Consider the following 18,988-nt stretch of genomic DNA (forward strand, 5'->3'; position numbering starts at 1 on the left):
GCCGCGTAGTCTGCAACGTCCGCGTGTCGTTCGCGGTATCCATTTGTAACCAATTGCACGGACGCGCGGCGGCACGGCGCGACCGTGCCTACTGCCGCTCCTGCTTCACGCGGCTGACGAGCTGCGTCGGGCTCACGAACTGCAGCGCGATCACGACCCACACGAGCGTGATGGCCATGTAGATCATCGCCATCGCGTCGATCGACTGCGGCGCACGCACGCCGGTCGAGAACACCGCGTAATACAGCGCGACGACGAGCGTCTGCGTGCTCGGGCCCGCGGTGAAGAACGTCAGCTCGAACATCCCGATCGTGCGCACCAGCACGAGCAGCGCCGCCGCGAGCATGCCCGGCACGAGCAGCGGCAGCAGCACGTAGCGGAAATAGCGCCACGTATTCGCGCCGAAGATGCGTGCGGCGGCTTCGAGATTCGGGTCGATCTGCTCGATGAACGGCGTCATCACGAGGATCACGAACGGCAGCGCCGGCACGAGGTTCGCGAGGATCACGCCCGGCAGCGTGCCCGCGAGCCCGACCTTGTACATCACGGTCGCCATCGGGATCCCGTACGTGACGGGCGGCACCATCAGCGGCAGCAGGAACACCAGCAGCGCGAAGCGCTTGCCGCGAAACTGCACGCGCGCGAGCGCATAGGCGGCCGGCACGCCGAGCGCGATCGACAACAGCACGACCGCGCCGACGACCTCTACGGTCACCCACAGCACGCTCGCGAGCTGGAAGTCCTGCCACGCCTTCGCATACCAGCGCAGCGTGAAGCCCTGCGGCAGCGGCGTGCCGAACCAGCGTGTCGCGACCGAGTTCACCGCGACGGTCGCGATCAGCAGCATCACGTTCAGCAGGAAGAACGCCATCAGCCCCCAGACGAGCGCCTTCCACGCACGGCCGGCGAGGTTGCTTCTCATCTTTTGCGGTTGCCTCGCATTGACGGGCCGTGCGTCGGGCGAACCCTGCTTCGGCGGCCAGGCCGGCGCGGCACGATTGTCGGTCGCCATCAGCCCTTGCCCCCCGTCACCGGCCCCGTATAGAAGAAACGGCGCGCGCCGAGCATCGATGCGACCACCAGCAACTGCACGAAGCCCATCACGATCGCGATCGCCGACGCGAGCGAATAGTCGTAGCTCTCGAACGCGGCCTCGGCCGCCGCGATCGAGATCACGCGCGTCGGCCCGGCCGGCGCGCCGAGCAGCACGGCCGACGGGAACACCGAGAACGCCTGCACGAACGACAGGCACGCGGCCATCGTGAGCCCCGGCACGAGCAGCGGCAGGTAGATCTGCCGGAACTGCTGCCACGGGTTCGCGCCGAGCGTCGCCGCCGCGCGCGCGAGCGTCGGATCGATGCCGCTGATGTACGACAGCATCAGCAGGAATGCGAACGGAAAGCCCGACACGATCAGCGACAGCAGCACGCCCCAGTAGTTGTGCGTGAGGCGCACTTCGTCCGTGTACAGGTGCAGCCCCTGGAGCGCCTGCGGGAACCAGCCGTTCGGTCCGAAGTACGTGAGCATCCCGTCGGCGACGAGCACCGTGCCGAGCGTGACGGGAATCACGAGCAGCGTCGTGACGAACTTCTGGTACGGCGAATGACGACGCAGCGCGAACGCGACGGGCACCGACACGCCGACGTTGAGCAGCGTGGCCGGTACCGCGAGCTTCAGCGTGACGAGCACGGTCGGCCACATCGCGGTATCGGTGAAGAACTGCACGTAGTTCGCGAGCGCGCCGCCGCCGTTCGTCGGCTGGAACGACAGCACGAGGCCGTACGCGAACGGATAGATGAACAGCGCGACGATGAATCCGAGCGCGGGCGTGACGAGCCAGGCCTTCGCGTCGCGCCGCGTGCCGACCGCGAGCGTGCTCATGCGGCCTCCCGGCGGGACGGCGCTGCGGTCGGGCCGCTCATGTCGCGTCTCCCGCATAGACGAGCGTGCGCGACGGCGCGACGCGCAGCCGCAACCGCTCGCCTTCCGCGAATTCGCCGGCGACGCGCGCCCAGATCGAACCGAACGGCGCGACCGCGCGGATCAGCGAATCGCGGCCGCCGTACTCGACCGTTTCGACCGTCGCATCGAACGCGTTGTCGCCGGCGTCGTCCGCGCGCTCGATATCGTCGGGGCGCAGCGCGACCACGACGTCCTTCGCGTCGAAGCCGGCCATCGGCACGCCCGTCAGGCGCACGCCGCCGGCCGTGACGTTCACGCAGTCGCCTGCCATCCCTTCGAGCGTGAACGGCAGCACGTTGCGATAGCCCATGAAGCGCGCGACATGCAGGTTGTGCGGGCGCGTGTAGACGTCCTTCGGCGACGCGACCTGTTGCACGACGCCCTCCTTCATCACGACGATGCGATCGGCCATCGACAGCGCCTCGTCCTGGTCGTGCGTCACGTAGATCGTCGCGCGTTCGAGCTGCGTGTGGATACGGCGGATCTCCGCGCGCATCTCGATGCGCAGCTTCGTGTCGAGGTTCGACAGCGGCTCGTCCATCAGCACGAGCGGCGGCTCGATGACGATCGCGCGCGCGATCGCGACGCGCTGCTGCTGCCCGCCCGACAGCTGCCCGGGCAGCTTGCCCTCATGGCCGACGAGCTGCACGAGTTCGAGCGCCTGCTGCGCGCGCCGCCGCGTTTCCTGCTTCGCCATGCCGCGCATCTTGAGGCCGAAGCCGACGTTGTCGAGCACCGACATGTGCGGAAACAGCGCGTAGTTCTGGAACACCATGCCGAAGCCTCGGCGTTCAGGCGGCAGCACGTCGATGCGTGTGTCGTCGAGCCAGATGCCGCCGCTCGTGAGCGGCTGCAGCCCCGCGATGCAGTTCAGCGCGGTCGACTTGCCGCAGCCCGACGGGCCGAGCAGCGCGATGAACTCGCCGCGCCGGATCTCGAGGTCGAGCCCGTTCAGCGCAGCGACCTGTGCGCCTTCCGCATTGGTGAAGCTGCGGCACACGCCGTCGAGCCGCAAGCGTTCGAAACTGTGCTTCATTACGCGAACTCCATGCACGCGGGCGCCGCGGCGCCCGCCGGTTCAAGCGTCACTTCGATTTCTGCGAACCGATCTCGCGATCCCACTTCTGGAACGCGGCAACCATCGCCTGCGCGCCGAGCGGCTGCACGTGCGGGCGATCGGCGAGCAGCTTCACGTATTCGGGGCGGCCGAACTTGCGGATCACCTCCTGGCTGTGCGCGGGCGCCATCTCGAGCGTCACGCCCTTCACCGCCGGGCCCGGATAGAAATAGCCGTCGTCGTAGGTCATCGCCTGCTGCGCCGGTTCGAGCAGGAAGTTCATCAGCTTGAACAGCACGTCGAGCTTTTCCTTCGGCACGCCCTTCGGGATCACCATGTAGTGCGCGTCGTTGACCCACGTCATGTTGTCGAACGCCTGGACCCGGAACTCGGCCGGCACGATGCCGAGCGCGCGCGGATTGAGGTCCCAGCCGGTGACGGTCACGGTCATGTCGCGGGTGCCCTCGCCGAGCTCCTTCATCACGGCCGACGTGCCGCCCGGGTAGTACGGGACGCAGTCGTTCAGCGCCTTCAGGAACGCCCAGGTCTTGTCCCAGCCGTTGATCGGGTCCTGCGGGTTCTTGTCGCCGAGCACGTACGGCAGCCCCATCAGGAACGTGCGGCCGGGGCCCGAATTCGCCGGGCGCGCGTAGATCAGCTTGTTCGGGTGCGCCTTGCACCATGCGAGCAGCTGGTCGGGCGTCTTCGGCGGGTCGCTCACCTTCGCCGGGTTGTATTCGAGCAGCGGGCCGGCCGGCATGTAGGTGACGGCGAGGCCGAAGCCTTGCGCGAGATCCTGCATCTTGCGCGGGCCGGGCGCGTATCGGTCGAGCACGCCGGGGAACGCGGCCGCGTTGTCGGGCAGGAGTTTCTGCCACAGGTTCTGCTCGATGCCGGCGGCCAGCGCATCGGTGCCCGTCAGCACGAGGTCGATGTCGGAGCGCCCGGCCGCCTGCATCGCCTTGATCTTGCCCGGCAACTGCGGCGCCGGCGCATTCGTGAACGTGACGTTCGATACGAGGTTCGGGTTCTTTTCCCTGAACGCTTCGATGGCCTTCTGCGTGAGCTGCAGGTTGCCCGCGACGTCGACGATGTTCAGCGACACGGGCGCGGCAACGGCCGGCGCGGCCCCTGCCGCCGTCAGCGTGAAGCCCAGCGCGACGGCAATCCGGCGGGCACGGCGCGCGATCGTGGTTGTGTTCATGTCTCCTCGCTTCGGTCGGTGGATGGGACCTTTCTTTCGGGAAATCATGACGGCGTTATACGATGTCGGTCAACAAAAAACCATGACGCGCGGGGCGGGACTTTCCCTGACAAAAACCTTCCGCTGGTTGACGATTTGTGCGCTGACCGATTTTTGTGGAACGCCGCAGCATCGATTACGCGTTGTGTTAGGACGTCGTATATCAGTGAGCGGAGAAATGGAATCGGTTCAGAGCCGCGCGGCGGCCCGACGGTGACGGGTGTTCGCGCCGGAACCGGATCGGGTCCGGCGCGTTGCGGATCGATACTCAGGCGGCGCCGAGCGCCGCGACCTCGCCGATCAGCCGTTCCGCGTCACGCCACTCCCCATACCCGGACGCCGGGTTCAGGTGCCCGACCTCGCCAAGATCGACGAGCCTGCTGCCCCACCCGGCCGCCAGCGCCTCGACGCGTTCGAAGCGCGCGAGCGGATCGTTGCGGCTTGCGGCGACGAGGCTCGGGAACGGCAGCCGTGCGGTCGGCACGGGCGTCCAGCCGTGCGCATCGATCGCATCGGGCGCCGGATAGCCGGCCGGCATCGGTGTATCGAGATCGGCCGGCGCCGCGAGCAGCGCGCCGTGGATCGCGCGCGTGGCCTGCCGTGCCCAGTGCACGACGATCATCACGCCCGCGCTGTGCGCGACGAGAATCACCGGGCCGTCGATCTCGGCCAGCGCCGCGTCGAGCGCCGCGACGCGCGCGGCGCGGCTCAGCTTGTCGGCTTCCAGCGGCGCGACCGAGCGTGCGTTCGGCAGGCGCCGTTCGAGGTGCGTCTGCCAGTGGTCTTCGACGTGATCGCGCAAGCCGGGCACGATCAGGATGGTGGGCGTGGTCGCCAGGGTCATGCAGCCTCCGGGAGGGTTCAGGAAAGGTGTGTCGCGCGCCGTTCGCGTTCGACGCGTGCGAGATCGGCCGCGTAGCTCGCGCGTCCGATCGCGAACAGCACGGCGGCCGCGAGCGGCACGACGGGAATCCATTGCAGTGCGCCGACGAGCCCGGCGCGATCGGCCACCCACCCCGTCAGCAGCGGGCCCGGCGCCATGCCGAGCAGGTTGTTGGCGAGCGTGAGCGTCGCGAACGCCGATGCGTGGATCGCGGCCGGCGTCAGGTTCGCGACCATTGCGCCCGATGCGCCGGACGCGCCCGCGCCGACCAGCATGCCCGCGCAAATCAGCGCGAGCTGCAGCGAGCCGGGCGGCAGCCGGAACGCGACCGCGAGGCAGACGCCCGTGATCAGGCAATACGCGATCGCGGTCAGCCATTTGCGCGAACCGTCGGCACGGCCGACGCGGTCGGTGACGATGCCGCAGCCGACCATCCCGACGCCCGCGAGCAGCACGAAGCCGGCCGCGAGCACGGCGGCACGGTCGGGCGCCATCGCGTAGTAGCGGTTCAGGTAGCTCGGCAGCCACGCGAACAACGCGCCCGGCACGAACAGGTGCAGCCCGCTGCCGAGATACGCGCAGATCACCGAGCGCGACGCGAACAGCCCGGACATCAGCGCACGCACGCTGCCGCGCAGGTCGCGCGGCCCGGCATCGCGCCGGCACGGCTCGACGCGGCACGCGGCGAGCCGCCGTTCGGTCACCACGCAGCGATACGCGACGAGCAAGACGATGCCGAGCGCGGCCATCACGCCGAACGACCAGCGCCAGCCGAGATGCGCGCCGACCAGCCCGCCGAGCGCCATCCCGAACACGGAGCCGAACGCGCCGCCGGCCATGAACGCGCCGGTCAGCGTCGCGCGCAGGCGGGCCGGAAAGATGCTGAGGATCAGCGCGACGCCGACGCTGCCGTACGCGGCTTCGCCGAGCCCGACGAGGCCGCGCGCCACCAGCATTTCGGCGTAGTTGGTCGACAGCGCGCAGCCGAGCGTCGCGACGCTCCACAACGCGGCCATCAACACGATGCTGCGCACGCGGCCGAAGCGGTCGGCGAGCACCGACAGCGGAAACGTCAGCAGGCCGACCAGCAGCGCGACGACGCCGGACAGTGAACCGAGCTGCGTGTCCGACAGGTTCCACGCGTGCTTGAGCAGCGGAAACACCGCGTTGAGCACCTGCCGCGACATGTAGTCCGACAGCAGCAGGCCGACGGTCAGCCCGAACACGAGCCACGCGTACGCAGGCGCGCGCCGCTCGGTGGCCGCCAGATCCTGCAGCGACGGCTCGACATGATGAATCAACATGCGTGTCTCCTCCGGCACCGGTGCGGCAACGCGCCGGCGCGGCTTGCGCGGCCCCGCTCCGTTCGTCGGAGCTTGCCTCGCGCGCTGCGCGAGGGTGGGTGCCGCACCACATCGATCGGCGGACGGCGCTCGCGGGCCGCCCGGATGCGCGGCGCGTCAGGCCGCGCGCAGCGGCACGCTCACCTGGCCCGGCCGGCGGTTCGGCGCCATCCCGAGCTGCGCGAGCGTTTCGTCGATACCGTCGTACTGCACGCCGATCCGATAGATCGCCTTCGCTTCCTTGCCGGTCGCGATGTCGCGGCCGAGTTCGCGCGCGATTCGCGCGCACTGCTCGACCTGCTGCACCGACGTCATGCGGTTGCCCTTCTGGTCGATGATCGTGTCCTCGATCCCGCAGCGCGGATGCAGGCCCAGCGCCATCGCGATCGTGTTGATCGGCAGCACGTTCTTCATCAGCGATTCGAGCGTGATGCACGCGCCGTCCGGGCAGCGCCGCACGAATTCCATGAAGTTGTACGGATTCGGGCCGTCGAAGCCGCCGCCGATGCCGACCCACGTGACGTTCAGCGGGCCGCGATAGACGCCGCGGCGGATGATCCGTTCGAGCGTTTCGAGCGCGTGCATGCCGGTGAGCTGGAAATGCGGCTGGATGCCGGCCGCCTGCAGCCGGCGCAGGTGTTCGTCGACCCAGCCGGGGCCGGCCGGCACGGTCATCTCGCGGTACGCGTCCCACAACGCGGTTTCGTTCAGCGACGTGCCGGCGATGTCCTTGCGGTTCATCAGCTCGGTGATGTTCATCTGCACGGTGTTGATCGCGACCGTCACCTGGTCTGGCTTCGGGCTCAGCTCGGCGAGCATGTGGCGCGTGTCGTCGGACAGCCATTTCGCTTCCGCGCCGTCGCCTTCCGGCGCGAACGAGATCGAGCCGCCCACCTGCAGGATCATGTCGGGCACCGCGTCGCGCAACCGGCCGAGCAGTTCGTTGAACTTCGACAGCCGCTTGCTGCCCTTGCCGTCGAGCTCGCGCACGTGCAGGTGCAGCACCGTCGCACCCGCGTTGTAGCAGTCGACGGCCTTCTGCACGTGCTCGTCCATCGTCACCGGAATGTCTTCCGGAAAATCGGCGGGCATCCATTCGGGGCCGTACGGCGCGACCGTGATGACTACCTTGTCCTGGTTTTCCGGGTGCAGCGAATCGTCGAGAAATTGCATGTCGTCCTCCAGTGGAAATCGTTGTATTCGGGCGTACGGGCGTGCGTATCCCGCCGCGCCGGGCGGCGGGCCCGGCGCGTTGTGTGGGGTTGCGAATCGATTACGGTGCGGGCGCGCTCAGAAAGGCACGTCGCCGACGATGCCCGCGCGCTCCATCTTGCGCACGCACGGCGGGTAGTCCATCACCGCGTAATGCTGGGTGCTGCGGTTGTCCCAGATCGCGACGCTGTTTTTCTTCCAGCGCCAGCGCACCTGGTATTCGGGGATGTAGGCCTGGCTGATCAGGTATTGCAGCAACTGGCCGGCGCCGGGGTTCGCGTCCTGCCCGAAGCGCACGCGCTCGGGCGTGTGGAAGTTCGTGAAATGCGTCGCGAACGCATTCACGTACAGCACCTTCTCGCCGGTTTCGGGATGCGTGCGCACGACCGGATGCTCGGCGTCCGGATACTGCGCCTTCAGCGCGAGGCGCTTGTCGATCGGCATCGCCGCGCCGAAGCTGGCCTCGATGCTGTGGCGCGCGCGCAAGTCGCCGATCTGCTGCTTCACGTGTTCCGGCAGGCGCTCGTACGCGAGCACCATGTTCGCCCACATCGTGTCGCCGCCGACCGGCGGACCTTCGATGCAGCGCAGCACGCAGCCGAACGGCGGCGCCACGCGCCAGCTCGCATCGCTGTGCCACGCATTCTCGTAGCGGTCGTTCGGCTGGTCGGGCGACTTGTAGATCCGCACGAGCCCCGGATGCTCGGGATCGCTGCCGGCGACCGGGTGATCCTCGAGTTCGCCGAAGCGCCGCGCGAACGCGACGTGCTCGGCGCGCGTGATGTCCTGGTCGCGCAGGAACAGCACGCGATGCCGGAGCAGCTGCGCGCGGATCTCGGCGAACAGGCCGTCGTCATGCACGGCGTCGGCGAGGCTCACATCCAGCAGTTCCGCGCCGATCGCGCAGGTCAGGGGTTCGACTCGCATGCGCGTCTCCTCAGACGATGAACACCGACGAACCGGTCGTCTTGCGCGATTCGAGATCGCGGTGGGCTTGCGCGGCGTCCTGCAGCGCATAACGCTGGTTGATCTCGATGCGGATGCGGCCGGCCGCGACATGCGCGAACAGTTCGCCGGCCAGGTCGTTCTTCTCGGCCGGGTCGGCGATATAGTCGGCCAGCGCCGGGCGCGTCAGGTACAGCGAGCCCTTCATCGCGAGGCGTTGCGGATCGAACGGCGGGATCGGGCCCGACGCGGTGCCGACGCATACCATCAGCCCGCGCCGCTTCAGCGAATCGAGCGAGCCTTCGAAGGTGTCCTTGCCGACGCTGTCGAACACGACGTCGACACCGGCGCCGGCCGTCAGTTCGCGCACGCGTGTCGCGACATCCTCGCGGCTGTAGTCGATCGTATGGTCGCAGCCGTGCGCGCGGGCGATGTCGGCCTTGTGTTCGCTGGACACGGTGCCGATCACCTTGAGCCCGAGCAGCTTCGCCCATTGCGACACGATCAGCCCGACGCCGCCGGCGGCCGCGTGCAGCAGCAGCGTGTCGCCCGGCGCGAACGCATGGATGCGGCGCAGCAGGTAGGCGGAGGTCAGCCCGCGCATCGTCATCGCCGCGGCGGTGTCGCACGCGATGCCGTCCGGCAGCCGGGTCAGCGGCGCGGCCGGGATCAACCGTTCGGTGCTGTACGCGCCGAGCGTGTTGATGAAGCCCGTGTAGGTCACGCGATCGCCGGCGGCGACGTTCGTCACGCCGGGGCCGACGGCCTCGACCACGCCGGCCGCCTCGACGCCGATGCCGGACGGCAACGGCACCGGATACAGGCCGCTGCGGAAATAGGTATCGGCGAAGTTCAGGCCGACCGCCTCGTGCCGCAGGCGCACCTGGCCGGGGCCCGGGTCGCCGACGTCGACTGCTTCCCAGCGCAGCACGTCGGGGCCGCCGGTTTCGTGGAATCGCACTGCATGTGCCATCTTGTTCTCCGTATGGTGTCAGTCGGATGCGCGTCGCGCATCGTCGGGTTCGTTCGCGCCCGGCGGCGTCGCGGCTGCGCCGCCCGCCTGCGGCTCGTCCAGCTCGGCCCAGTCGGCGTCGCCCAGGTAGCGCCGCGCGGCCGGGAAAATCACGCCTTCCATCCGCCCCATCTGCTCGAACGCGCCGTGTGCATAGCGCGCGAGCGCCGTGTCGAATTCGGCCGACGGCAGCCCGTCCTCGGCGGTCCGCGCCAGTGCGTCGAGCGCTTGCGCGTCGCGCTGCCGCTGGCGGTCGAGTTCGTCCAGTTCAGCCGCGACGCACTCCGCACGGGCACGCAATGCCGCGAACAGCCGCGCTTCGGCGGCCGTGCCGAACCGCGCGTGCTGCAGCGCTGCGAGCGATGCCAGCGCAGCGCGCGCATCGACCGCTTGCTGCCGTGGCCCGTTCGCGCATTCACCGCACGCCATCAGCATTTCCAGCAGCACGCCGACCGCGCGATGCGCATCGAGGCAGCGCGCCATCACGCGCGCCTCGGCCGGCGAGCGCTGCGACGTGCATACGAGTACCGGCACGCCGCTCGTCGCCAGCAGCTGCTGCCGCTGCGCGCAGGTTGCCGCATCGGCATCGTGCGGCAGCGCCGCGACGCCGATCAGGTCGCAGCCGAGCTCGACGGCAAGCGAGCCGGGCGATGCGTCGCCGGCCGCCGGGTGGCCGGCCCCCGGATGGCCGGCCCCCGCGATCGCATGGGACAGACCCTGCGCCCGTGCGGCGGCTTCCACTTTCGCACCGTGTTCCGGCAGCCGCGCTCCGGATAAACGCGAGTCCGGCGCGGTGCCGGGCAGCACGAACGTGACCCGCGCGCCGACCGCACGGGCCAGTTCGAGCGCATGGCCGATCGCGTCGATGCCGCCGGGCGCGCCGTCGACCGTCACGAGCAGATGGCGGTACATCGCGCCGCTCCGCTTATCCGGCGGTCGGCGCGCTGCGCCGCGCGCCGGTCGATACGATCTTCATGGGTGCCCTCCTCGTGGCGTTCGTCATTCGTCATGCATAGGAACCCATGCTATCGGCGCGGCGCCGGTGCGGCCCCACTCGTCGCGGGGGGGATTGACGCGCGAACGCGGTTCGAACGATCCTTGCCCCCACGCCCACCCCGGACGCTGGCCCGCACGGCACCGCCGGACTCCGACTGCTGCCCCGATGGCCCACCCACCCGATCGCGCCGACGCGCCCCCCACCGAACTGGTCCTGAAGACGACCGCGCCGCGCGTGCCGGCGCAGTTGCTTGCCCGTGCGCGGCTGAGCCTCGCCGCACCGGCGTTCGACGGTCGTCCGGTCACGCTCGTGCAGGCGCCGGCCGGCTACGGCAAGACGTCGCTGCTCGCGCAATGGCGCCGCGAAACCCTCGCGCTCGGCCGGGCGGTCGTGTGGCTGTCGGCCGACGAGCGCGACGACGCGCCGCGGCTGCTGCAGGGGCTCGTGCAGGCGGTGCGCACCGGCTGCGCGCGGCCCGGCTTCGGACGCCTGATCCCGGGCGGCGCGGCGCGCGCGCTGGACGGCCTGACCGCGTGGCTGGCCGAAGTCGCGCAACTGTCGATCGACGCGCTGCTGATCGTCGACGACGCGGAGCGGCTGCCGGCCGCCGGCCTCGACGCGCTGACCTACGTGCTGCACAACGCGCCGCAAAACCTGCATGTGGTCGTCGCGGCGCGGCGCGGGCTCGATCACGCGGCCGGCGACCTGCTCGCCGGCGGCCAATGCACGCTCGCGGGCGCCGACTGGCTGCGCTTCACGCTCGACGAGACGATCGAGCTGGTCGGCGCGCGCTTTGCGCAGCGCGTCGACGCCGATGCGTGCGCGCGGCTGTTCGAACGCGTCGACGGCTGGCCGCTCGGGCTGCAGCTCGCGATGGCCGCGATGGCGCGCTCGGCCGATCCGCGCCAGGCCGTCGACGCGCTCGCCGCGCGCGTGGACGGCACGCGCGACCGGCTCGTCGAGCTGCTGCTCGCGAACCTGTCGGCCGACGACACCGCGTTCCTGACGCGCACGAGCGTCGCCGATCGGCTGCATCCGTCGCTGTGCGCCGCGCTGCTCGACGACGCGGGCGCGCCCGACCGGCTCGCGCGGCTCACGCGCGACACGCCGCTGTTCATTGCATCGGACGATTCGGACTGGTGCCGGCTGCATCCGCTCGTGCGCGACACGCTGCGCGACCGCCTGGCCGCGGGCCCGGAAGCAGAGCGCAGCGTGCTGCATGCGCGCGCGGCCGCGTGGCTCGACGCGCACGGGATGACCGAGGAAGCCGCGCGCCACGCGTATGCGGCCGGCCAGGTCGAGACCGCGTATGCGCTCGCGCAGCGCTGCCTCGAGGATGCGATCAAGCAGGGCCGCATCAACGACGTGCTCGACTGGCTCGCGCTGCTGCCCGACGCGGAGCTCGACAAGCGCCCGACGCTGCGGATTGCGGTCGCTTGGGCGCTGGCGCTCGGCGAGCGCCATGTCGAGGCGCAGCGGCAGATCGCGGGCATCCTGGCCGACTCCGGCACGCCGGCCGCGATGCGCTACGAATGCGCGCTGATCCTCAGCGCGGCCGCGTACTACGCCGACGAAATCGATCGCTTCGTCGAACTGTTCGAACCGTGGGCCGACTTCACGCCGCCGGCGGCGACGTGGCTCGCGCAGATGCACGCGAACCGGCTGGCGGCACGCGCGATCATCGTCGGCGAACCGGCGCAGGCGCGCCGCTTCCAGCAGGCCGCGCCGCGCGGCGAGACGGCGGCCGGGTTCGGCTACGTCGCGCGCTGGGGCGAGCTGATCACGGGCCTGAGCTACCTGCGAGAAGGCCAGATCCGGCTCGCCGACGACGCGCTGTCGCCGGCGCTGGCACGCGCGGAAGCCGATCTCGGCCGCCGCCATCCGCTGACCTGCATGCTCGCGGCGATGTGCGCGGCGATCGCCTACGAGGCCGACCGCGTCGACCAGGCCGCCGCGCTGCTCGCGAACCGGCTCGACGTGCTCGAACACGCGGGCACGCCCGACACCGTGCTGCTCGGCTATCGCACCGCCGCGCGCATCGCGCTGCTGCGCGGCGTCGAGCACCGCGCGATCGACCTGCTCGAAGCACTCGACGCGATGGGCGTCGCGCGCCGGCTGCCGCGCCTGTCGGTCGCGAGTCTCGCCGAGCAGGTGCGGATTCACGCGGCGCGCTATCGCGAGGCGACCTGCCATGCGCTCGTCGAGCGCATCGACGCGATCGCCGCCGCCGAGTTTCCGTCGCACGGGCCGCTGTGGCGACGCCCCGTCGTGCTGCTGCAGGCGACCGCGCATGCGGGCGCGGCGCTCGCCGCGCGCCGCTGGGACGACGCGTGCGCGGCGCTCGACGAAGCGGCCGTGCTGGCCCGCGAAATGAGCATGGGGCGCGAGCGCATCGAGATCATGGCGCTCAGCGCGTTCGCGCTCGAACAGTCGGGGCACGGCGGCCGCGCGCTGCTCGACGAGGCGATGAACCTCGCGGACATGTTCGGGCTCACGCGCACGCTCGCCGACGCGCATCCGGCCGTTGCCGACTGGGCGCGCCGCGTCGGCGACGAGGCGGCCGCCGGCGACGGCCCCGCGCGGCACGCGCTGCCGCAGCCGCGCATCGTGCCGCCCGCACCGCGCGGCGCGGCCAGCCCGCGCGCGGTGCCGAGCGTCGTGCTGACGCCGAAGGAGCGCGCGATTCTCGAACTGCTCGCGCGCAACCTGTCGAACAAGGAAATCGCGGTCGCGCTCGCCGTCGGCGAGGAAACCGTGAAGTGGCACCTGAAGAACCTGTTCGGCAAGCTCGACGCCAGCTCGCGCAAGCATGCGGTGCGCCGCGCACTGGTGCTCGGGCTGCTCGAAAACGCGCCATGACGCGGGCCTGAAACGACCTGCTCCGCCCGCATTGCGGCGTCGTTCGTCGCTGCAATAGCTGCGGCCATTGCGCTTCCTCTCTCCTTGCTCGCGCCCAAAGGAAGTCCCCTTCGGGGACGGGCTGAAACGCACGTTCGCAAGCCCGTTATTGGCGTGAACGGGCCCTAACCCCGTTCGATTCTCCGCAACCCTGCCCCCCGTGCATGGGGGGGAGCGGCCGCCCGCCGTTGCGTAGTCTTTCCGCACGGTTCGCGCCGGCGTCGCATGTGTCGCCCTCCCGCCTGCCCCGATGCTTCCCCGCTTCACCCGGCCGGGCTCGATCCCGTCCGGTCCAATACGACCCTGGAGACTTCATGAAGACGAAACTGGCCGCGCTCGCGGCGCTTGCCGGCTGTTCGGCGCTCGCTCACGCGCAATCCTCCGTCACGCTGTACGGCGTGGTCGACACGGGCCTGCTGTACCAGAGCACGTCGGCCGCGTCGTTCAGCCCGACCGCGCCGAATACCGGCAAGGTGTTCCGGATGAAGGACGGCGGCATCTATTCGAGCTTCTGGGGCATCAAGGGCAGCGAGGACATCGGCGGCGGCTACAAGATCAACTTCAAGCTGCAGGGTTCGTTCGACAGCGGCACCGGCAAGCTGCAACTGAGCGACACGCCGGGGGCTGTCGCGATCTTCAACCAGGTCGCGTCGCTCGGCGTGTCGGGCCCGTTCGGCACGTTCACGGCCGGCCGCCAGATCGTGCCGATGATCTACGCGATGGCCGACACCGACGTGCGCAACGCGCAGTTCTTCGGCAGCGTGCTGACCGCGTGGCTCGGCCTGAACACCGCGGCCGGCTGGCCGGGGACCAGCACCAACGGCGCGATCGGCGCGCTGTACGACAGCAATGCGCTCGTCTACCAGTCGCCGACGTTCGCGGGCGCGTCGATCGCGCTCGAATACGCGCCGGGCGGCGTCGCCGGGCAGTTCCAGGGCGGCACGCGCGAATCCGTCGTGCTCAAGTACTCGAACTACGGGCTGAACGCGTCCGCGCTCTACTACAACGGCCACGACACGAACCCGTCGCCGGGCATCGCGCCGACCGGCGTCGACAACAACCGCTTCATGTACTTCGGCGCGAAATACACGATCCGCGATTTCTCGGTGTCGGCGTCGTACGGCAACGGCAGGAATCCTGCGCATGCCGACAAGGTGAACCTCGACATGCTGTCGGCGGGCGTCGGCTATCGCTTCACGCCGGCGCTGCAGGTGACTTCCGCCGTGTACTACCTGAAGGACCGCAACCGTTCCGAGAACCGCTCGACGACGGTCGTGCTCGCGGCCGACTACAGCCTGTCGAAGCGGTCGATGGTGTATGCGCAGGTCGGCCGCGTGAACAACCGCGGCACGATGGGCCAGATGCTCGTGTACGGGCAGCCGGTCGCGTCGGGTGTCGGCACGACGGCCGCGATGATCGGGCTGCGGCACAACTTCTGACGACGTGACGACCTGACGACCTGGCGCGGAATGGGCCAGGCGGCGCCCGGGTGCGAATCCCGGCCACCGCCTGCATCGATTCCGGGGATCGGCTACAGTGGGCGTTTTTCGGCGCGCTCCGGCGCCGTCGCCGCGCCGCGGATCGTGCGCGAGCGCGGCGGCAAGGCGGAGCGCGGATCACCCACCTCGTCGACGAGCGAACTTCCATGCCCGACCTGTCCGCCTTCCCGATCACGCAAAAGTGGCCGGCCCAGCATCCCGACCGTCTCCAGCTGTACTCGCTGCCGACGCCGAACGGCGTCAAGGTGTCGATCATGCTCGAGGAAACCGGCCTGCCGTACGAGCCGCACCTCGTGCGCTTCGACACGAACGACCAGTTGTCGCCCGCGTTCCTGTCGCTGAACCCGAACAACAAGATCCCGGCGATCATCGATCCGAACGGCCCCGACGGCAAGCCGCTGCCGCTGTTCGAATCGGGCGCGATCCTGATCTATCTCGCGGACAAGACCGGCCAGTTGATCCCGAAGGATCTCGCCGGCCGCTACGAGACGATCCAGTGGGTGATGTTCCAGATGGGCGGCATCGGGCCGATGTTCGGCCAGGTCGGCTTCTTCCACAAGTTCGCCGGCCGCGACTACGAGGACAAGCGCCCGCGCGACCGCTACGTCGACGAGTCGAAGCGCCTGCTCGCCGTGCTCGACGCGCATCTCGCGAACCGCAAATGGATAATGGGCGACACGTACACGATCGCCGACATCGCGATCTTCCCGTGGGTGCGCAACCTCGTCGGCTTCTATGAAGCGGGCGATCTGGTCGGCTTCAGCGAATTCCGGCACGTCGCGCGGGCGCTCGACGCGTTCGTCGCGCGTCCGGCCGTCGCGCGCGGGCTCAATATCCCGGCACGAGGCTGAGCTGCCACGCGGGGCGCGCGTCGTGCGGCCCGCAGTCTGCGGACTTGAACCGCCCGCCGCATTGTGCGGCGGGCTTTGTGGGGGCATTGCGAATTTCCAGGGAACGCTGGGAAGACCGTTGGTGTTCGGCCATAAGCGGACGCTCCGGTACCATCCGTTCATATCCCCCATCTAATCGATAACAGTCTCAGGCCAAAAGTCTTTCGATTTTTATCATGTCAATCAACGCGCGCAAGCCAAGTGAGACATGGCGATGGCCTGGGTAACAAAGGCACAGCCCGGGAAGTGGTGGGCACCAGTCATCGAGGACACGTTCAAGGCGACCGTCGGCCAACGCATCAACGGCTAGATGGTCCGGTACGAAGGCAATGCCAATGCCGTCGATCGCTGCCTCCACCATCAGTGGCTGGTCCGTCAGCGTTAATCGGCCATTGACGTTGATGGTCTCGCTGGTGCCGTGTCGCTCAAATTCCCACTGGTAGATATTGCCGCTGTCGAAACGAAAGCGGATACAGTCGTGATGGTAAAGATCCTGCGGTGTGGTGGGCCTTCCCCGTAACGCGAGATAACTGGGTGACGCGACGGCTGCGAAACGCACGCTTCCCATGAGCGGCACGGCCACCATATCCTGCGGCACAGCCTCAGCCAGTCGAATGCCGGCATCGAAGCCTTCTCCGACGATATCGCTTAGCCGTCCGTCGGTGACAATGTCCAGATGAACCTCGGGGTACGACTTTAAGAATCGCGCCATGATGGGCCGCAGGATCAGGCGGATTGCGCCTTCGCTGGCGTTGATCCGCACAGTTCCTCTGGGTGTTTCGCGTAGGTCATTCAACTCCCGCATCGCCTCGTCAATGGCGGAAATCGCCGGGCGCAGCTTGGCGGCCAGACGTTCACCGGCTTCTGTCAGCGAAACACTGCGCGTCGTCCGATTGATCAGACGCACCCCCACACGCTGTTCAAGCGCCTTGACGGAATGGCTGACTGCTGACGGCGTGATGTTGAGTTCAGTCGCTGCACCACGAAAACTGCGTCGTGTTGCAACCGCTAGAAACACGGCAAAAGCGAAGAGATCACCGCCCTTCGATTGATGAGAAGTGTTCATCTAACTGTAAAGAATTGATGACATTGCTTTGATGCTACGGCCTCCCTACACTGAACGCAATGTCCTGAAGGAGTCGTCGATGTCACAGAAAATCCTCATTACCGGCGCCAGTTCCGGCTTCGGTCGCGGCGCCGCCATCGAACTTGCGCGCCTCGGCCACAAAGTAGTGGCAGCCGCCGAAACCTGGCCGCAGGTTCGTAGCCTGCGCGCAGATGCCGCCGAGGCAGGTGTTGCCCTTGAAGTCATCAAGCTGAATCTGCTCGATCCCATCGATATCGCACATGCAGGCTCATTCGACCCTGACGTGCTGGTACTCAATGCCGGCGTCATGGAAGGGGGGGCTATCGTGGACATCCCCATGCAGCGCGTGCGCGAATCTTTCGAGATCAATGTGTTCGGGCACTTGCAGCTGGTCCAAGCCATCGTGCCGAAGATGGTGGCTCGTCGATCGGGAAAAGTTGTATGGACGTCGTCGATGGGCGGCATCCTGGTCGTCCCGTTCGTCGGCATCTACTGCGCGACGAAGCACGCAATTGAAGGCATTGCCGGGTCAATGAAGGCGGAGCTTGCGCCCTATGGCGTCAAGGTCGCGACCGTCAACCCAGGCGTGTTCGGCACAGGGTTCAACGACACCGGCGCTGAGAGTTACGTGCAGTGGTACAACGCGGACACTGCTGTGGTGCCGATGCCCGATTTCAGCGAGAGCCTGGTAAACCAGGCAGACCCGCAAGAGATGATCGATGCCATGGTAGAGATCATTCCCGCCGATCAGCATCTGTATCGCACCATGCGTCCGTTTGCGACAGTCGATGCAGCAAAGCAATGGCAAGAGACGGAGTGGACGCAAAATGCCTGATCTGACGCTAGACGTCGCACATGGAATCGTGGCCCGAGGCCAAGCAGCTGCAAAGCAGGCTGGCCTGAACGCAGTCTTCGCGATCCTGGACGCTGGCGCGCAGATGGTGACCTTCTCAAGAATGGATGGCGCATGGCTGGCATCGAACGAGCTGGCAATCGCCAAGGCACGCACCTCCGTCATGTTCCAGGCACCAAGCGAGGCACTCAATGCCCCATTGCAGGTTGGTCAACCGCTACCGCATTTCGATCATATCCATACGGGTGGGCTGTTGCTGATGGGCGGAGGGCTCCCGCTCTTTAACGACGGCGGCGCGTTGATCGGGGCAGTCGGCGTATCTGGAGGGACCCCGGAACAGGACGCGGCACTCGCCCGGGCCGCGGCCGCGAAGTAACCGCAGTCTTGGTCCCGATGTGGAGCTGAGGTGTAAAGAGGAGCGTATTGCTTCTCTTTTCTATTGCGCTTTCTCCAATCGCTGGCACGTTCGGCCGTTGAGATCGCGCCAACTCGAATGACTGATCCGGGTCGGCAAGCGACGTCGACGAAAATTCACGAAGAACTATGTTTTTGCCCGCGGCGTGCATTTGCGTGACGCATTCGGCACCGCTAGTTGCCATCTGCCCCTATCGGCGCCCCGTCTCCCAGCCCCGCCAGCAGCTTCTCCAGCAATTGCGACAACTGTGCCTGTTCCGCGTCCGACAGCACGGCCAGCAGCGCACGCTGATTGTCGATGTGCGCGACGACCGCTTCATCGATCAGCGCGCGGCCGGTTTCCGTCAGCGCGACGAGCGTGCCGCGCCCGTCGGCCGGGTTCGGCCGGCGCTCGACCCAGCCGGCCTTCTGCAGCCGATCGATGCGTGCGGTCATCCCGCCCGACGACATCATCAGCGCGTCGTACAGCGCCGTCGGCGTCAGCGCGAACGGCGCGCCGCCGCGCCGCAGCGTCGCGAGCACGTCGAATTCGCCCGGCTGCATCCCGTAGCGCGCAAACAGCGGATTGAGACGGTCGCGCGCGATCACCAGCGCGGCTTCCTGCAACCGCCCCATCACGACCATCGACGACGCGTCGAGATCCGGACGCTCGACGCGCCATTGCGCGAGCGCATGCGCGGCTCGATCCATTAA

The 18,988-nt window shown here is 68.3% G+C and carries 17 protein-coding genes; 5 read left to right on the forward strand and 12 right to left on the reverse strand.

Features of this window, described 5'->3' with window-relative positions; all coding sequences use genetic code 11:
- Positions 1 to 88: 88 nt before the first annotated feature.
- The 10 genes from KVT39_RS16500 to KVT39_RS16545 all read right to left on the reverse strand — a co-directional run bounded on the left by KVT39_RS16500 (position 89) and on the right by KVT39_RS16545 (position 10,569).
- The gene (locus KVT39_RS16500) at positions 89 to 1,012 is read right to left on the reverse strand and encodes an ABC transporter permease (protein WP_034184196.1); all 924 of its coding nucleotides are present in this window, start codon (positions 1,010 to 1,012) and stop codon (positions 89 to 91) included.
- A complete protein-coding gene (locus KVT39_RS16505) occupies positions 1,012 to 1,881 on the reverse strand; it encodes an ABC transporter permease (RefSeq protein WP_034184195.1) in 870 nt (289 codons plus the stop codon). The genes KVT39_RS16500 and KVT39_RS16505 overlap by 1 nt, the downstream gene beginning before the upstream one ends.
- Before the next feature lie 37 nt (positions 1,882 to 1,918).
- The gene (locus KVT39_RS16510; RefSeq protein ID WP_217589615.1) at positions 1,919 to 2,998 is read right to left on the reverse strand and encodes an ABC transporter ATP-binding protein; all 1,080 of its coding nucleotides are present in this window, start codon (positions 2,996 to 2,998) and stop codon (positions 1,919 to 1,921) included.
- A gap of 49 nt (positions 2,999 to 3,047) precedes the next feature.
- The gene (locus KVT39_RS16515; RefSeq protein WP_217589617.1) at positions 3,048 to 4,223 is read right to left on the reverse strand and encodes an ABC transporter substrate-binding protein; all 1,176 of its coding nucleotides are present in this window, start codon (positions 4,221 to 4,223) and stop codon (positions 3,048 to 3,050) included.
- 307 nt (positions 4,224 to 4,530) lie between these two features.
- On the reverse strand, positions 4,531 to 5,106 hold the full coding sequence (locus KVT39_RS16520; protein WP_217589620.1) for an alpha/beta hydrolase: 576 nt from the start codon (positions 5,104 to 5,106) through the stop codon (positions 4,531 to 4,533).
- A gap of 17 nt (positions 5,107 to 5,123) precedes the next feature.
- Positions 5,124 to 6,449 carry an MFS transporter gene (locus tag KVT39_RS16525; RefSeq protein WP_217589622.1) on the reverse strand — a complete coding sequence of 442 codons (1,326 nt, stop codon included), beginning with the start codon at positions 6,447 to 6,449 and terminating at the stop codon, positions 5,124 to 5,126.
- 156 nt (positions 6,450 to 6,605) lie between these two features.
- Positions 6,606 to 7,661 (reverse strand): 3-keto-5-aminohexanoate cleavage protein, encoded by a 1,056-nt coding sequence (locus tag KVT39_RS16530; protein ID WP_217589624.1) that lies wholly within the window; start codon positions 7,659 to 7,661, stop codon positions 6,606 to 6,608.
- 117 nt (positions 7,662 to 7,778) lie between these two features.
- Positions 7,779 to 8,627, reverse strand: coding sequence for a TauD/TfdA family dioxygenase (locus tag KVT39_RS16535; RefSeq protein WP_175749416.1), 849 nt, complete (start codon positions 8,625 to 8,627; stop codon positions 7,779 to 7,781).
- Between the two features lie 10 nt (positions 8,628 to 8,637).
- A complete protein-coding gene (locus tag KVT39_RS16540) occupies positions 8,638 to 9,618 on the reverse strand; it encodes a quinone oxidoreductase (protein WP_217589626.1) in 981 nt (326 codons plus the stop codon).
- An 18-nt stretch (positions 9,619 to 9,636) separates the two neighbouring features.
- Positions 9,637 to 10,569: a universal stress protein gene (locus KVT39_RS16545; RefSeq protein WP_217589628.1), complete on the reverse strand. Its 933-nt coding sequence runs from the start codon at positions 10,567 to 10,569 to the stop codon at positions 9,637 to 9,639.
- A gap of 250 nt (positions 10,570 to 10,819) precedes the next feature.
- Between KVT39_RS16545 and KVT39_RS16550 the strand changes: the two genes are divergently transcribed.
- The 3 genes from KVT39_RS16550 to KVT39_RS16560 all read left to right on the forward strand — a co-directional run bounded on the left by KVT39_RS16550 (position 10,820) and on the right by KVT39_RS16560 (position 15,902).
- Positions 10,820 to 13,513, forward strand: coding sequence for a LuxR C-terminal-related transcriptional regulator (locus KVT39_RS16550; RefSeq protein ID WP_217589630.1), 2,694 nt, complete (start codon positions 10,820 to 10,822; stop codon positions 13,511 to 13,513).
- A 353-nt stretch (positions 13,514 to 13,866) separates the two neighbouring features.
- Positions 13,867 to 14,991: a porin gene (locus tag KVT39_RS16555; RefSeq protein WP_217589632.1), complete on the forward strand. Its 1,125-nt coding sequence runs from the start codon at positions 13,867 to 13,869 to the stop codon at positions 14,989 to 14,991.
- A gap of 206 nt (positions 14,992 to 15,197) precedes the next feature.
- Positions 15,198 to 15,902 (forward strand): glutathione S-transferase N-terminal domain-containing protein, encoded by a 705-nt coding sequence (locus KVT39_RS16560; protein WP_217589634.1) that lies wholly within the window; start codon positions 15,198 to 15,200, stop codon positions 15,900 to 15,902.
- A 187-nt stretch (positions 15,903 to 16,089) separates the two neighbouring features.
- On the opposite strand, the gene KVT39_RS16565 is transcribed toward KVT39_RS16560, so the two are convergent.
- Positions 16,090 to 17,007, reverse strand: coding sequence for a LysR family transcriptional regulator (locus tag KVT39_RS16565; RefSeq protein WP_217589636.1), 918 nt, complete (start codon positions 17,005 to 17,007; stop codon positions 16,090 to 16,092).
- A 79-nt stretch (positions 17,008 to 17,086) separates the two neighbouring features.
- Between KVT39_RS16565 and KVT39_RS16570 the strand changes: the two genes are divergently transcribed.
- Positions 17,087 to 17,863, forward strand: coding sequence for an SDR family oxidoreductase (locus KVT39_RS16570; protein ID WP_105390168.1), 777 nt, complete (start codon positions 17,087 to 17,089; stop codon positions 17,861 to 17,863).
- Positions 17,856 to 18,257 carry a heme-binding protein gene (locus tag KVT39_RS16575; RefSeq protein ID WP_034184182.1) on the forward strand — a complete coding sequence of 134 codons (402 nt, stop codon included), beginning with the start codon at positions 17,856 to 17,858 and terminating at the stop codon, positions 18,255 to 18,257. The genes KVT39_RS16570 and KVT39_RS16575 overlap by 8 nt, the downstream gene beginning before the upstream one ends.
- Before the next feature lie 212 nt (positions 18,258 to 18,469).
- Here the strand turns inward: KVT39_RS16575 and KVT39_RS16580 are convergent, their stop codons facing one another.
- A complete protein-coding gene (locus tag KVT39_RS16580; protein WP_217589638.1) occupies positions 18,470 to 18,985 on the reverse strand; it encodes a MarR family winged helix-turn-helix transcriptional regulator in 516 nt (171 codons plus the stop codon).
- Positions 18,986 to 18,988: the final 3 nt, after the last annotated feature.

The organism is Burkholderia sp. GbtcB21 (assembly GCF_019091065.1).
Lineage (GTDB): Bacteria > Pseudomonadota > Gammaproteobacteria > Burkholderiales > Burkholderiaceae > Burkholderia > Burkholderia pyrrocinia_C.